The organism is Bacillus sp. FSL K6-1218 (assembly GCF_038006445.1).
Taxonomy (GTDB): Bacteria; Bacillota; Bacilli; order Bacillales; family Bacillaceae_G; genus Bacillus_A; species Bacillus_A thuringiensis_S.
This window is the reverse complement of record NZ_JBBOVE010000001.1, coordinates 5,069,737-5,085,168: the sequence shown is the minus strand read 5'-3', so window position 1 is coordinate 5,085,168 and position 15,432 is coordinate 5,069,737. Positions and strand designations below refer to the sequence as shown.

Genomic DNA, 15,432 nt, shown 5'->3' with positions numbered 1-15,432 from the left:
GATCGATATATTAGAAAAATCGTTGATATATTGTGAGCTATGATAGATATATTGAAAAAATCGTTGATATATTGTGAGTTATGATAGATATATTGAAAAAATCGTTGATATATTTGTAAAGGGGTGTTTGAGGTGATTGTGAAAGAGAGAAAAATGCCGATTTATATAAGACAGTTAGAAGCACTTCTTAGAAGGTTACCTGTACATCATCCGAAACGAAATTTAATTGGAGAAAACTTGGCAAAACACATGGCGGGGTATAAAGGAGAGCAAGCGATTGATTATCCGCTTAGTTTTATTTCTGAGAAAGAGTATAGTGTTTTACATGATGTTCGCTTATGTAATTATGATAAATACTTTCAAATTGATACTATTATCCTTTCCACAAAGTTTCTTCTTTTTCTTGAGATAAAAAATATAGCAGGTACATTAATGTTTGATGCAAAGTTTAATCAACTTATCCGAATAACAGAAGGAAATTCAGAGGGATTTCCAGATCCGGTTTTACAAATAAAAAGGCAAGAAATACAACTAAAGAAATGGTTAAACTCACATGGATTTTCCTCTAGTCTTCCAATTGAGTCCCTCGTTGTTATTAGCTCGCCTCGTACCATTATAAAATCTTCAGATGACAATCTTCTTCATACAATTATTCATAGTGCCAATTTACCTCATAAAATAAAGTGGTTTGAAAGTAAATATAAGAGAAAAGTTATAGATAATGTAGATAGGCTCATTCATCAAATAATAGCGGAGCATTCTCCACTTCAACAAAATATACTTGAGCAATATAAAATAGAAAAAGAGGAGTTGCTAAATGGAGTACAATGTGAGAAATGCTTAGTTATTCCAATGGTTAAAGTTAAGAAGGGTTGGCGTTGTACAAGTTGTAAAGATTTTTCAAAAGTGGCACATGTGGATGCTATACGAGATTATGCATTGCTCATTAGTAAGACATGTACGAATGGTAATTTGAAAGAGTTCCTCAATGTTTCGTCGGGTATGGTTGTAAACAGAATTCTCCACACACTAAATCTTCCCTACACTGGAAACAACAAAGGACGAATATATGATTTAACTTCTTTACAATCGTAATTTTGCTATAATAAATAAGTACTTATACGAAGGGGAGTCTAAAGAGAATATGAAGTCATTTAATATCGATCATGTTATAGCTAGTGTTTTGCAATGGATATTAAATATAGCTTTAATTATATTATCCATTGTGTTATCAATTTTCTTAGTGAATGAGACAATTACATTTGTGCAGTATATTTTTTCGGCAAAAGAGTATACGTCTTATAAATTGGTTGAAAGTATCATCGTTTATTTCTTATACTTCGAGTTCATTGCATTAATTATTAAGTATTTTAAATCGAATTATCATTTCCCGTTACGTTATTTTATTTATATTGGAATTACGGCCTTAATTCGATTGATTATTGTGTCTCATGAGGAACCGATGGAGACGTTATTATACGCAGGAGCAATTCTTGTTTTAGTTATTGCTTTATACATATCGAATATGAGAGATTTGAGAAAAGAGTAGTAGTGCAGACGTAAGTTTGCACTACTTTTTTATGTGGAATTTTCCACCCTATGATTTTGGGGCTGTAATCAAATGAATAGTGTCAGGACATTCTAATTTATAAGTTACTTTGTTGTCTTCAATATCTTTCTTTATCTTTTGACATGTAGTATTCGAATATTGTATCTCTTGGTTTTCATTATGTTTCTCATTTGTTTTTGTGTAGTCGACATCATAATAGACGGAGGTAGATTCCTTTTCTTTTTTTACAGTTAAATCAATAATAATAGGCTCGTTCTTGTTATTAAATTTAGTAATTCTAACTGAATCGTCTTTATTTGAATTATAGTTTTTTACGAAAGTATCTAATTTCTCTATGTTATAAACTTCATCGTTTTTCTCAATAATATCACCACGTTTTTTGGAAGCCTCAAAAGTATATGTCTCGTTTTTATCGTTTTTTTGCTCATTATTAGTACAACCAATAAGAGTAAATAGGGCTAATGAGATTACAGATAACGCATACTTTCTATATTGTATTCTCATGGATTCAGCTCCTTTTCTTAATTTTTAACGATGATATATTTATAATTTTATTTTATCTTACTGAGCTTTTTGGAAAGCAAAAAGACTGTTCTTTTTTCGTTAAATTACTGTAAATACCTACATTCTTTATTAATTAGTTATAAATTTCGGCATAATATTTTTACATTAGTTTTTACATCTTGACCTTCAAGTTGCTTGAAAGTTTACAATGAAATTAGGGCGTTTGAAATCGAAAAAAATCGAGAAATTAAGTGAAGAGGTTTCTTTTACTTGGAGGTTATAGGAATGAATCAGGAATTGAAGTTACGTCCATTGGAACGAGAAGATTTAAAGTTCGTACACGAACTGAATAATAATGCGCATATTATGTCATATTGGTTTGAAGAGCCATATGAGGCATTTGTAGAGCTGCAAGACTTATACGATAAACATATACATGATCAAAGCGAACGCCGATTTATCGTTGAGAAAGACAATGAAATGGTTGGATTAGTTGAGTTAGTAGAAATCGATTATATTCACCGTAGAACAGAATTCCAAATTATTATTGATCCGAATTATCAAGGATATGGTTATGCAGCAGAGGCGACGCGTTTAGCGATGGATTATGCTTTCGCTGTATTAAATATGCATAAGATATATTTAGTTGTGGATAAGGAAAATGAAAAAGCAGTACATGTTTATAAAAAAGTTGGATTTATGGTAGAAGGTGAGCTTATCGATGAGTTTTTCGTTGATGGTAACTATCATAATGCGATAAGAATGTGTATGTTTCAGAAGCAATATTTTGAAAGCAAGTAGTTGAAAGATTCGGAAGTAATGTTGACGCTTCGTAAAACCGTATGCTAAAATCCCTTTTAAGTATTAAGGAAGGTGCAGAATATGCTTTATATAAAATTTGTAAAACTCATTAGAAAACTTTGCTCCGCACAAATGTATACGGTGAAGCGTTGTACGGAGCTTAATCAAGGGGTATAAATCCCCTATATTCATCGGCTGAATAACTTTTCTAAAAAAGTATAGTTTATCTATGCTTATTTCGTTATGGTTTTTCAGCTGGTGTATAAAATAGATTAAGGGGCCATAGACAATGCTTTGTCTATGGCCCTTTGTGTATATTATTCCGATGAGTCTTTACCGTAAATTGGAGTAGTATAGGAAAAACCACGAAGCAGAGGGCTAGTGTCGAATGACGCTATCTCTCTGCTTTTTTTAATTTCAGGAAAAGAGGAATAAAAATGAGTTTACTTAAAGTTGAAAGTTTATCACATAGTTTTATAGATAAAGTATTATACGAGAATGCTTCTTTTGATTTGCATAAAGGGGAGCATATGGGAATTGTTGGGCAGAATGGTGCAGGAAAAAGCACATTAATGAAAATATTGGTGGGGGAAATTATTTCTGATAAGGGAGACATAAAGTGGCAACCTAACATTCAAATTGGGCATCTTGATCAATACGCTGAAATTGATGAGGGTTATACCATTTCACAATATTTAAAGAGAGCTTTTTATGATTTGTATGAAATGGAAAAGAGAATGAACAAGTTATATGAAGAAAGTGCGATGACTGGAGATGAAAATCAACTACTAAAAGCAGCTGAAATGCAAGAGCAGCTTGAGGCTCGTGATTTTTATTCAGTAGACAGCGTAATAAATAAGGTGGCAGCCGGTTTAGGTATTGATGCGATTGGGATGGATCGTGTTATTGGTGAATTAAGCGGCGGGCAGCGTGCAAAGGTAATTTTAGCGAAGCTCTTATTAGAAGAGCCTAATATTTTATTACTAGATGAACCGACGAATTTTCTCGATAAGGAGCATGTGGAGTGGCTTGCTAATTATTTAATGAATTTTGAAGGAGCATTTATTGTCGTGTCACATGATTTTGATTTTCTGGAAAAAGTAACTTCTTGTATATGTGATGTAGAGTTCGGAACGGTGAAGAAGTATTACGGAAAATATTCAGATTTTGTAAGACAAAAGGAGCATTTACGAAAAGATTATATTCGCCAATACCATGCACAGCAAAAGAGAATTGAAAAAACGGAAGAGTATATTCGTAGAAATATTGCTGGAGTGAATTCAAAAATAGCGCAAGGACGTAGGAAACAGTTACAACGTATGGAAAGAATTGCACCACCAAATTTTACTCATAAACCGTCTATTCATTTTCGGGAACTTCCCATTTCAGTTCAGACAGTTCTTGAAGTAAATAACCTTGAAGTTGGTTACGATTTTGCTCTTTTACCCAAGTTGAATTTTTCAGTAATGGGTGGGCAAAAATTTGTTATTACAGGTTTCAATGGAGTAGGGAAATCTACTTTATTAAAAACAATCGTTGGAAATATTGCTAGTATTTCTGGAGAGTTTCACTTTTCAGAGCAAATAAAGATTGGATATTATGAGCAAGATTTAAATTGGAGCGATGATTCTTTAACGCCGCTTCAAATTATTTCAGAGCAGTTTCCTAAACTGAATATGAAGGAAATACGCCATCATTTAGCTGCGTGTGGTGTGAAGGATACGCACGTTTCGCAAGAAATTCGTACGTTAAGTGGTGGTGAACAATCGAAGGTGAAACTGTGCGGATTATTACTATCACCTTGTAACTTCTTAATTTTAGATGAGCCGACAAATCATTTAGATGCAGAAGCGAAGGAAGCTTTGCAAAAGGCGCTAATTAAGTTTAAGGGCAGCATTATACTCGTATCTCACGAAGCAAGTTTTTATCTTGATTGGGCAGATAGCATCTTTGATATAGAGACAGGATTAGTTAAGGGGGTGGGAAACATATGAGTGAAAACAATTGGAAAACGAAAATTATATTATTTTTGACCGCTCAAACTATTTCGTTGTTCGGTTCCTCTCTCGTGCAATACGCGATTATATGGTATATCACCCTTACAACATCATCAGGAGTGATGTTGACCATTTCAACTGTTTGCGGTTTTCTACCACAAATTGCGATATCTTTGTTTGCAGGTGTTTGGATTGATCGTTATGACCGTAAAAAGATGATTATGTTATCGGATGGGGTTATAGCGATTGCGACGTTAGTTTTAGCAAGTTTATTTTTAACAGGATATAAAAGTATTTGGTTACTTTTTATTGTGTTACTCATTCGTTCAGCTGGAACAGGGGTACAAACGCCAGCTGTGAATGCATTAATTCCGCAAATCGTTCCGAAAGAGTATCTTATGAAAGTAAATGGAATAAATAGCAGTATTACATCTTTAATTATGTTTCTTTCTCCAGCAGCAAGCGCTGCGATTCTTTCTATTGCTGGCATTGAAACGACATTTTTTATTGATGTTATTACGGCTGTGGTTGGAATTAGTATTATGTTTGTTATTCAGGTGGAAGGACATGTGAATGTAGAGAGTAAGCAAAAATCTAACCTACAAGGAATTAAAGAAGGGTTCTCTTATTTAAAAGAAAATGTATTTATTAAAAGGCTAATCGTTTTATTGATTATCGTCATGATTTTAATAAGTCCAGCTGCTTTTTTAACACCTTTAATGGTAACTCGTTCTTTCGGGGCCGAAATGTGGAGACTTACTGCTAGTGAGATGACCTTTAGTGCGGGTGCGGCAGCTGGTGGCGTATTGATTGCGGCGTGGGGTGGTTTTCGTAATCGTATGCATACAACAGCGCTAGCTTGTGCATTATATGGACTGCTTATGATTGGACTCGGAATAGCACCGATATTTACTATGTATTTAGTATTTAATTTTTTAATTGGTATAACAATGCCGTGCTTCAATACACCAGTTACTGTGTTATTGCAGGAGAAAGTAGAACCATCGATGCACGGACGGATGTTTAGCCTTGTACAAATTGCGAATTCATGCGCGCTTCCTTTAGGAATGATAATATTTGGTCCGTTGTCGGATATGTTTAGTGTAGAGATTTTGTTAATTTATGCTGGGATATTCGTGCTATTTTGCGCAATGTATATTGTATTAAGCAAGAGGTTTGAAGTGTAAATATTTATAATTTAGAAGGTTTGCGAAGTGATTTAAGATGCTTCGTAAACCTTTTTGTTATTAGTTTAGTCAATAATTATTTATTGTTAAACAATAAATAATTATTGACTGTTAATGTTGTTTTAGATAATATGATGTTAACGATCTAAGGAGAATTACATGAGTAGAGGAGAATGTGAAATGAAAAATAAATACGTAGTAGCTATTTCTTTAATGATTTTAGCGATTCTTTCTTTAACTATACATGCTTCAAACAGTAAAATAGGAGCGGATGGATTCCTTGAAGAACCTTTCTTTTTCCTAGTACCGATAAGTTATGTATTGTTCCTTAGTGGTATTGGTGTATTACTATTTGGATTTATTACTTCAAAGCTGAAAAAGGGCAATAGATAGGAGCTACCGATAGGGACAAAACACTCACTATGAAATAGAAACATACCATATGGAAGAAAAAGAATAAGTGAGATGAATCATGATGAATCATTATTTTTATAATGGTAGACAAGTAGGAGCAGCTATTACGCTGGCTGGGGCACAAGGGACAATTCATGCTGTGAATCAGGCTATTCAAATGCAGCAACAAGCATATTTTGCACAAATGATGCAAAGTCAGTATATGCCGTATTCACAACTTCCGATGCAAATTGTACATTACGATGTACATCCAGCGGGTTTATTTTCCATTCCATATGGCGGGACATACTTCTTATGAAAGAAAGCGACTGGTTAGAGTCGCTTTTTTTTATATTCCGCCTAGCTTCATTCCAAGGAATGCGAAGAGGATACCAATTATGTAAGTAGCGCTTAAGTATAAAAGGAAAGTGCTAATATTTTTTCGATTGAGAAGCTGAACAGATTCTAATTTAAACGTCGAAAATGTAGTGAATGCGCCCATAAATCCAGTACCTAATAATAGTTGCCAGCCTGTAGTGACTCCGTTGCCAATTATATATCCAAGTAAAAATGCCCCTGTTATATTAATAAGGAATGTAGCAATTGGAAATTGTGTTTTATTTCTTTTCTTAAACCAATTGCTAATTGCAAATCGTGTAATCGCACCGAAAAATCCTCCTGTTGCTACTAATAAAGCTTCTATCATGAGTAATCACCTTCCGTAAGAGATTTCTTAATTAAGAAATCTCCAAGTGTATAGCCAAGGCCAGACATAATGAGGCCACCAAGTATGCTACATGATACATATAAGAAGGCTATGCTCCACTCAGAATGATTGATCAATTGCACAGTTTCTACACTAAATGTTGAAAAAGTCGTAAAGGAACCGATGAATCCAGTCCCGATGCCTGTGATAACCTCTGAAGGTAAGAGGTTTAGCCGAGCGATATAAGTAGTTAGCCACGCTAAGAAGAAGCAACCGATTAAGTTAATGAGTAATGTTGCTAATGGAAATGAATGATGCCAAAATGTGGTGATATTAAGGCCTAAATAATAACGAGAAAGAGCTCCTAATATGCCAGCAATGCCAACGATAATATAAATCAATTTTCTCACCTCTTTAAATAGCTTGCTCAAAAAAATAGACTCCTACCAGTATGTATACTGGTAGGAGTCATTAGCTAAGCAGCGTTTATGGCGAACTCCATCGCCTATGATTATTACATATAGTGTACTAAATATATCGTTTAATTTCCAGTGAGGAGGTGGGTGTAAATTTTCTTTTTTTTTGATGTCTGAAGGTTTTTTAAGTAATTAAAATGGGATCGATTACTTATCAACTAAATATAGTGATATACAGTTTTAATTATGGTAAAATGTTTCTTATGTGTGTCGTTTTATTTCATTTGACTGAAAATAAAGAAAAATAAATTCGCGTGAAAAGGAGTCATTTATTTGAAGAAATTTTTAAAAATCGTATTTACATGTGTTTTAGTTTTAGCAGGCATTGTAGGAGGATTTCTAGCGTATATGACACTTACTAAAGAACAGCCTGCTGATGTTATAAGCTTGAATGTGGAGAATAATAAGGAGCGCGTATTAGCGACTGGAAATGAATTTAAAGTTACAACATTTAATATTGGATATGCTGGGTTAGATAAGGACCAAGATTTCTTTATGGATGGTGGAAAGGGATCTGGTTCAAGTAGTAAAGAGCAAACGGAAACTAATTTAAAGAATATGCTTTCGTTTTTACAAAATGAGAATAGTGATTTTGCGCTATTACAAGAAGTTGATATAAAGTCACTTCGTTCATTTGATGTAAATGGACATGAATTTTTGAAAAAAGGATTACCTGATTATGTTTCGTCATTTGGCAAGAACTATGATACGAAATGGGTTCCAGTGCCAATAACAAATCCAATGGGATATGCGGAGGCTGGATTAAGTACGTTTTCTAAATACACTGTTCAAGAAGCGAAGAGGTTCCAGCTTCCTGGAATGGAGCCTTGGCCAAAGCGTTTGTTTGATTTAGATCGAGCAATTGTGGAATATAAAATTCCTGTTAATAATGGGAAACATGTTAGACTCGTAAATTTACATTTGTCTGCTTATGATGAAGGCGGGAAAATTAGAAAACAGCAAGTAGAGTATTTAAAAGAATATATGAACAAGCATTATGAAAATGGTGATTACGTAATAATGGGTGGAGATTGGAATCAATTAGTTTCAAACGCTCAATTAAGTGATCCGAAGTTTGTGAAAGAGCGTCCTGAGTGGTTAGTAGAGTTACCGAAGGACTTTACGGACGGTGGCTTTAAGTGGGCTGTAGATCCGTCTGTTATGACTGTGAGAGATGATGTAAAGAAATATGTAGAGGGTGAAAATTTCGTCACTATTATTGATGGCTTTATCGTTTCACCGAATGTAGAGATTGTAAATGTACAAGGGAAAGATTTAAAGTTTGAAAATAGCGATCATAACCCAGTAAGTGCGGTATTTAAACTGAAGTAATTGATATGTATAAGTAGAAGGTGGGGCTTCATATGGAGTGGTTAAAGAGGACTTGTTTTTCTAACCTTGAGAAAGAATCACAGAAAAATCATTTATTACTGTTTATAACGATTTGTAGTTTCCTCCTTGGGATAATCGCGATTGGGTATTATGGATATATTTTTACAGAGAGAGCAATAGCGTTTTGGATTTGTGGTATTTCTGTCGTTGTATTTGGAACGCTTTTTACTTTTATAAAAAGTATGGAATCAGCGTATAAATATATCATGACATTTATGTTGCTTACAATGTCTTACATTATGGTACAAGCTTTTAATGAAAGCCCGGCTGTATTTCAAATGGTCTATTTTACATTAGCTGTTTCACTTATTTACTTAAGTGAGCGCCTCATTTTAATTCTTGGCGGGGTAGCTGTTGTAATCACATTTATCCTTTGTAGCTATTGGCCGGAGCAATTTTTTGCTTATACAGCCTCATCTGAAGCTGCTAATTTCGCAAGTTTGTTAGCGATTGTAACAATCGCTATGTGGGGCGTCACGAAAATCGGTTCTAATCTGCTCCTTCGTTTAAGTGATGAGAAGCAAGAAGTAATGAGAAAAGCTCAGGAGTTAGAAGAGACGCAAAGACTTATTGAAGAAACAGTTGTGAAACTAGATAGTAATTTCAATCATTTAAGACAAAATATGAACACGTCGATGGAATCGATGAGTGAAATTAATTTTGCCTTTGAAGAGGTAGCAGTTGGTACGCAATCACAATCAGAAATGATGTATCGTTCGGTAGAAGTATTGAATGATATGGAGGGAAATATTGAACAAATTATATCTCAAGTAAGAACTGCATCGGCTCGTGTGGATAAAAGTTTAGAAATTTCAAAGGGTAGCGTACATACTTTAAGAAATTTTGAAGCTAACATGAGAAGTTTAAATGATGTTGTTTCACAGTCTGGAATTATATTTAGAGATTTAATGATGCAATCGAAACAAATTAATGAAATTGTAGATGTAATAACGAATATTTCAAGTCAGACGAGTTTGCTAGCTTTAAATGCAAATATTGAAGCTGCCAGGGCAGGCGAGCATGGAAAAGGTTTTGCTATTGTAGCGAGTGAAGTGTTAAAGCTTGCTGAAGAATCAAATCGTTCTGCGGGAAGAATTCAAGGGATTTTGAAGGAGTTTAGTAATCAAGCAAGTAAGGTAGAAGTGCAGGTAGAGAAGTCAGAAAGAGTACAAGAAGAGTGTAACGAAATGTTAGCAAGCGTTTTAACAAACGTAACTGATTTAGGGAAGTTTATTGATGCGATTAATAAAGTAATGCGAGAGGTTGTTGTTCATCAAGAAAGTTTCCAAGTTAAAACGACGAATATTGTAAAGGATGTTACGCATGCTTCTAACGTAATTCAGCAAACTTCTACAGCTACAGAAGAAGTGCTAGCGAGTGTGGAAGAAGAAAAACATCGAAATGATATATCGGTGAAGACGTTACATACTGTTAGCGAGCAAGTGAAGTTACTAGAAGATATTCTAGAAAAGTAATATTTCTTGAAAAGGGCACACCATGTGTGCTCTTTTTTCATTTAAATAAATACTTGATAGTAATTTAATTGCTTTTCTGCGCGTTTTCTGCCAAGCTTAAGGAGATAAAGTGAGACTAATACCTACTGATTATTAGTTGAACCTCGCAAATAGCGGGATAAAATACTTCAAAGAAAGAATTATATAGGTGACGAATATGATTGAAGTTAAGACTTCTGAACTTAGTGATGGAGAATTTAATAGAGGTGTATTTGCAACTCGTGATATTAAAAAGGGTGAGTTGATTCACTCAGCACCAGTTATCTCTTATCCGAATGAACAGCATGAACACATTGAAAAAACGTTACTTGCTGACTACGCATTTGAGTATGGGGTAAATCATACGGCATTCCTGTTAGGATACGGCATGTTATTTAATCATGCATATAATCCGAATGCAACGTATGAAATTGTCTTCGAGAATCATACTTTTAACTTCTTCGCGTATAAGGATATAAAAGCGGGAGAAGAAATTTTAATCAATTATAATGGTGAAGTGGATGACGATGAGCTATTATGGTTTGATAAGGAAAAAGAAGAGAACGAAAAATAATTTAATGAGTATAGAAAGAGCACATTCTGTGGAATGTGCTCTTTTTTCATTGATGTAAATAAAGTAAAAAGTACAAAAAAATACCACTTTCTTTTTGTATGGTATAGTAAGATACTGAGGGATAGTGTTTTGAAAAAGTCACATATTTTACAAATTGTTGTCTTTCTGATGACATGTCAAGTTTAGTAGTCCATTTGGGTTGCTTTATTATGCAATATATATTTTAATATGAGTGGCACCTCTTATAAATTAAGAGGTTTATAGGTGTCTCGAATTGATTTTGGGTACACTGTATCCACCACTTTAGGTTCTTTCATGTATGTGGGGATATTATGGGCCCGTATAACGGGATAAAATGAATATAGAAATAGAGGAATCGTAAAATGAATATGCAAGAGGTTTATAAATATTTAAGTACGGTATTGCCTGAAGGACATGTTAAACAAGATGAAATGTTAAAGAATCATACGCATATTAAAGTTGGCGGAAAAGCAGATGTTTTCGTTGCGCCTACAAATTATGATGAAATTCAAGAAGTTATCAAATATGCGAACGAATATAATATTCCAGTTACGTTTTTAGGAAATGGATCGAATGTCATTATTAAAGATGGTGGAATTCGCGGGATTACAGTAAGTTTAATTCATATTACAGGTGTTACTGTAACAGGAACGACGATTGTAGCACAGTGTGGCGCAGCAATTATTGATGTATCACGTATTGCTTTAGACCATAACTTAACGGGTCTTGAGTTTGCTTGTGGTATTCCAGGTTCAGTTGGCGGAGCATTATATATGAATGCTGGTGCATATGGCGGTGAAGTATCGTTTGTATTAACAGAAGCTGTCGTAATGACAGGTGATGGAGAGCTACGTACTTTGACGAAAGAAGCATTTGAATTTGGATATCGTAAGAGTGTATTTGCGAACAACCATTACATTATTCTTGAAGCGAGATTTGAACTTGAAGAAGGTGTACGTGAAGAAATTAAAGCAAAAATGGATGATTTAACGTTTAAGCGTGAGTCAAAACAGCCTCTAGAATACCCTTCTTGTGGTAGCGTATTTAAGCGTCCACCAAATAACTTTGCTGGTAAGTTGATTCAAGACTCAGGACTACAAGGTAAGCGAATTGGTGGAGTAGAAGTTTCTTTAAAACATGCTGGATTTATGGTGAATGTTGATAACGGAACAGCACAAGATTACATCGATTTAATTCACTTCGTACAAAAGACAGTTGAAGAGAAATTTGGCGTGAAGTTAGAGCGAGAAGTAAGGATTATTGGAGAAGATAAGGAATAACGAAATACGTATGAAGATATGAATTATTTTAAAATAATATTTGGGTATTGTTGACAATTTGTTTTCAATTCAATATAATGCTAATAATTTAACAAATAACATACGTTGAAAGAGCCCAGTAGCAGTTTGTCACTGTTAACGAGAGAGCTAGGGGTTGCTGGAACCTAGCACAAACAAACTTGCGAATTACACTCTGGAGTATCTTAGGTAATGCTAAGCGGACTAGCAATCGATATTATTGCTAAGAGTGGTATGAGTAGCTATGCTATTTATGCAAACTGGGTGGTAACACGGTGAATAATCGTCCCTATGTCTATCGTAGACATAGGGGCTTTTTTGTTTTTAAAAAATAAAGGGGATGACAAAAAATGAATATTATTGATGAATTAGAATGGCGTGGCGCCGTTAATCAGCAGACTGACGAAGAAGGCTTACGTAAGCTAGTAGAAGAGAAAAAGATTTCACTATACTGCGGAGTTGATCCGACTGGTGATAGTATGCATATCGGACATTTGATTCCGTTTATGATGATGAAGAGATTCCAATTAGCTGGCCATCATCCTGTTATTTTAATTGGCGGGGCAACAGGAACAATTGGTGATCCGAGTGGACGACAATCGGAGCGTCAACTTCAAACGTTAGAAGTGGTTCAGCATAATGTAGATGCGTTAACAGCGCAAATGAAAAAGCTATTTGATTTTGGCGGAAATAGCGAAGTGAAGATGGTAAATAACTATGATTGGACACATGAAATAAATATTATTGAGTTTTTACGTGATTACGGGAAAAACTTTAGCATCAATAGCATGTTAGCGAAGGATATTGTAGCAAGCCGTTTAGATACAGGTATTTCTTTCACAGAATTCACATACCAAATTTTGCAAGCAATGGATTTCCATCATTTATACACGAAAGAGGATGTTCAACTTCAAATTGGTGGTAGTGACCAATGGGGAAATATTACGAGTGGTTTAGATTTAATTCGTAAGTTAGAAGGTCATGAGGCGAAAGTATTCGGATTAACGATTCCGTTATTATTAAAATCGGACGGTACGAAGTTTGGTAAATCAGCAGGTGGTGCGGTTTGGCTTGATCCCGAAAAAACGACACCGTTTGAATTTTACCAGTTCTGGGTAAATACAGATGACCGTGACGTAATTAAATACTTGAAATACTTTACGTTCTTAACGAAAGAGCGTATTGATGAATTAGCAGCGAAGGTAGAAGCGGAACCTCATAAACGTGAAGCGCAAAAAGTGTTAGCGGAAGAAATGACGAAATTCGTTCATGGAGAAGAGGCATTATTACAAGCTGAGAAGATTACAGCAGCGTTATTTAGCGGGGATATTAAATCGTTAACAGCTGATGAAATTGAACAAGGCTTTAAAGAAATGCCAACGTTCCAGTCTTCAAAAGAGACGAAAAACATCGTAGAGTGGCTAGTCGATTTAGGAATTGAACCATCTAGACGCCAAGCACGCGAAGACATTAATAATGGTGCGATTTCTATGAATGGTGAGAAAGTAACAGATGTGGGTACGGATGTTACTGTAGAAAATTCATTTGATGGAAGATTTATTATTATTCGTAAAGGGAAGAAGAACTACAGCCTTGTGAAGTTAGGCGAATAGTTTGTGTGAAAGGATGGGAGTAGGAAGAATACTTCCATCTTTTCGTATACACAATTTGGACATAAAATAATCAGTAAATTTAGATAATTAAAAGGGTTATATTATTCTTCTGCCGAATAAATAAGTTAGAGAAAATTACGGATAAAAATAGCCCGAACCATGCTGGGCATGATTCGGGCTTATATTCAGATTAGTAAGCTAAGCTGAATAGACCTTTAATGTGTGATAAGTAACGAACGTTACTTGCTTCTTTCATTAATGATGCTGGTAAGCCTTTAAGTGGAGTATTGCTTGCTCCAATTGTAGCAACCGCATCTTTACGTCCTAGACTAGCAAGTGTTCCAGAGTTTACAGGTGCGAACTCTTCGAATGCTTTGCCTTCTAGTGCTGCGTATAAGTTGTATCCAATTAACTCACCCATTTGCCAAGCGATTTGTGCAGTTGGTGGGTATGGACGTCCGTCTGGAGCGAAGACAACAGCGCTGTCTCCAGCAACGAATACGTCTTTGTGAGAAGTAGATTGTAGGTATGCATCAACTGTTGCACGTCCACGGTTAACTTCAAGACCTGATTCACCGATTAATGGGTTACCTTGTACGCCACCTGTCCAAACGAATGTGTTAGCAACAAGTTTTTGACCGTCTTTTAAGTCGATTTCATTGCCAGCAACGTTTGTTACAGGAAGACCAGTTAAGAATGTAACGCCGCGTGCTTCTAGGCTAGTAGTTGCACGTTCGATTAAGTGGTCTGGTAATACTGGAAGGATTTTTGGACCTGCTTCAACAAGAAGAAGTTTAACTTCTTTTGGATTTACGCCGTGGCTTTTTGCAAGTTTAGGCATAATGTCAGCAAGCTCACCAACTAGCTCAACGCCAGTTAATCCGCCACCACCGATTACGATTGTAGCATCAGCTTCGTTTTTCGTTTTCGCGTATTCACGAATACGGTCTTCAACGTGTTTGTAGATTTTGTTTGCATCAGCAGCAGATTTTAATACCATGCTGTTTTCTTCTAGTCCTGGAATACCGAAGTAAGCAGTTTTACTTCCTAAAGCAACTACAAGTGCATCGTAAGATAAAGTAGTGCCACCAGCTAGTTTGATTTCTTTGCTATCAACTGAGAATGACTCAACTGTTGCAATTTTAAGATCGATATCTTTACCTTTGAAAAGCTTTGTAAGTGGCATTGCAATTGCTTGCTCAGACACGTTACCAGCTGCTAGGCGGTGTAATTCAGTGATGATTTGGTGTGTTGGGTATTGGTTAATCACTGTAACTTGTGCTTCTGATTTGCTGTAATATTTACGTACGTTTAAAGCGGCAAGAAGACCGCCATAACCAGCGCCTAAGATGACAATTTGTTTTGACATAGTATGATATCCCCCGTCTTTACTAATTGTTGTTATAA

General features: G+C 35.2%; 16 protein-coding genes, 1 riboswitch and 1 other annotated feature. Of the genes, 12 read left to right on the top strand and 4 right to left on the bottom strand.

The features are described 5' to 3' along the window. Nucleotides 1–138 precede the first annotated feature (138 nt). Both MHI26_RS26170 and psiE read left to right on the top strand, forming a co-directional pair. Nucleotides 139–1,095: a nuclease-related domain-containing protein gene (locus MHI26_RS26170; protein ID WP_061666164.1), complete on the top strand. Its 957-nt coding sequence runs from the start codon at nt 139–141 to the stop codon at nt 1,093–1,095. A gap of 49 nt (nt 1,096–1,144) precedes the next feature. Then, on the top strand, nt 1,145–1,549 hold the full coding sequence (psiE, locus tag MHI26_RS26165) for a phosphate-starvation-inducible protein PsiE (protein WP_000834708.1): 405 nt from the start codon (nt 1,145–1,147) through the stop codon (nt 1,547–1,549). 48 nt (nt 1,550–1,597) lie between these two features. On the opposite strand, the gene MHI26_RS26160 is transcribed toward psiE, so the two are convergent. Continuing rightward, nucleotides 1,598–2,074, bottom strand: coding sequence for a DUF4362 domain-containing protein (locus tag MHI26_RS26160; RefSeq protein ID WP_001222628.1), 477 nt, complete (start codon nt 2,072–2,074; stop codon nt 1,598–1,600). A gap of 285 nt (nt 2,075–2,359) precedes the next feature. Here MHI26_RS26160 and speG point away from each other — a divergent pair, with 285 nt between their 5' ends. From speG to MHI26_RS26135, 5 genes are all read left to right on the top strand, one after another. After that, a complete protein-coding gene (gene speG / locus MHI26_RS26155; protein WP_061666149.1) occupies nt 2,360–2,875 on the top strand; it encodes a spermidine N1-acetyltransferase in 516 nt (171 codons plus the stop codon). A gap of 437 nt (nt 2,876–3,312) precedes the next feature. Next, the gene (locus MHI26_RS26150) at nt 3,313–4,869 is read left to right on the top strand and encodes an ABC-F family ATP-binding cassette domain-containing protein (protein ID WP_061666148.1); all 1,557 of its coding nucleotides are present in this window, start codon (nt 3,313–3,315) and stop codon (nt 4,867–4,869) included. After that, on the top strand, nt 4,866–6,059 hold the full coding sequence (locus tag MHI26_RS26145; RefSeq protein WP_061666147.1) for an MFS transporter: 1,194 nt from the start codon (nt 4,866–4,868) through the stop codon (nt 6,057–6,059). Before MHI26_RS26150 ends, MHI26_RS26145 begins: the two co-directional genes overlap by 4 nt. A gap of 159 nt (nt 6,060–6,218) precedes the next feature. Next, the gene (locus tag MHI26_RS26140) at nt 6,219–6,452 is read left to right on the top strand and encodes a DUF3955 domain-containing protein (protein WP_061666146.1); all 234 of its coding nucleotides are present in this window, start codon (nt 6,219–6,221) and stop codon (nt 6,450–6,452) included. Between the two features lie 79 nt (nt 6,453–6,531). After that, a complete protein-coding gene (locus MHI26_RS26135) occupies nt 6,532–6,771 on the top strand; it encodes a DUF3947 family protein (protein ID WP_000980956.1) in 240 nt (79 codons plus the stop codon). Between the two features lie 30 nt (nt 6,772–6,801). On the opposite strand, the gene crcB (MHI26_RS26130) is transcribed toward MHI26_RS26135, so the two are convergent. Together crcB (MHI26_RS26130) and crcB (MHI26_RS26125) are read right to left on the bottom strand one after the other, a co-directional pair. Further along, nucleotides 6,802–7,158, bottom strand: a complete 357-nt coding sequence (gene crcB, locus MHI26_RS26130) for a fluoride efflux transporter CrcB (RefSeq protein ID WP_061666145.1) — start codon at nt 7,156–7,158, stop codon at nt 6,802–6,804. Beyond that, entirely contained in the window at nt 7,155–7,559 is a 405-nt protein-coding gene (gene crcB, locus MHI26_RS26125; RefSeq protein ID WP_000639316.1) for a fluoride efflux transporter CrcB, read from the bottom strand. The genes crcB (MHI26_RS26130) and crcB (MHI26_RS26125) overlap by 4 nt, the downstream gene beginning before the upstream one ends. Nucleotides 7,560–7,613: 54 nt before the next feature. Beyond that, nucleotides 7,614–7,673: riboswitch (Fluoride riboswitch) on the bottom strand. Between the two features lie 234 nt (nt 7,674–7,907). Between crcB (MHI26_RS26125) and MHI26_RS26120 the strand changes: the two genes are divergently transcribed. The 5 genes from MHI26_RS26120 (at nt 7,908) to tyrS (ending at nt 14,025) form a co-directional block, all read left to right on the top strand. Then, nucleotides 7,908–8,966, top strand: coding sequence for an endonuclease/exonuclease/phosphatase family protein (locus tag MHI26_RS26120; RefSeq protein ID WP_061666143.1), 1,059 nt, complete (start codon nt 7,908–7,910; stop codon nt 8,964–8,966). Between the two features lie 32 nt (nt 8,967–8,998). Beyond that, on the top strand, nt 8,999–10,501 hold the full coding sequence (locus MHI26_RS26115; protein WP_061666142.1) for a DUF4077 domain-containing protein: 1,503 nt from the start codon (nt 8,999–9,001) through the stop codon (nt 10,499–10,501). 196 nt (nt 10,502–10,697) lie between these two features. Continuing rightward, nucleotides 10,698–11,093 carry an SET domain-containing protein gene (locus tag MHI26_RS26110; RefSeq protein ID WP_000573651.1) on the top strand — a complete coding sequence of 132 codons (396 nt, stop codon included), beginning with the start codon at nt 10,698–10,700 and terminating at the stop codon, nt 11,091–11,093. A 383-nt stretch (nt 11,094–11,476) separates the two neighbouring features. Continuing rightward, nucleotides 11,477–12,394 (top strand): UDP-N-acetylmuramate dehydrogenase, encoded by a 918-nt coding sequence (murB, locus tag MHI26_RS26105; RefSeq protein WP_001057106.1) that lies wholly within the window; start codon nt 11,477–11,479, stop codon nt 12,392–12,394. A 96-nt stretch (nt 12,395–12,490) separates the two neighbouring features. Beyond that, nucleotides 12,491–12,706, top strand: a binding site (T-box leader). 56 nt (nt 12,707–12,762) lie between these two features. Continuing rightward, nucleotides 12,763–14,025, top strand: a complete 1,263-nt coding sequence (gene tyrS / locus MHI26_RS26100) for a tyrosine--tRNA ligase (protein ID WP_016513209.1) — start codon at nt 12,763–12,765, stop codon at nt 14,023–14,025. A 190-nt stretch (nt 14,026–14,215) separates the two neighbouring features. Here the strand turns inward: tyrS and MHI26_RS26095 are convergent, their stop codons facing one another. Then, nucleotides 14,216–15,394 carry an NAD(P)/FAD-dependent oxidoreductase gene (locus MHI26_RS26095; RefSeq protein WP_000043198.1) on the bottom strand — a complete coding sequence of 393 codons (1,179 nt, stop codon included), beginning with the start codon at nt 15,392–15,394 and terminating at the stop codon, nt 14,216–14,218. Nucleotides 15,395–15,432: the final 38 nt, after the last annotated feature.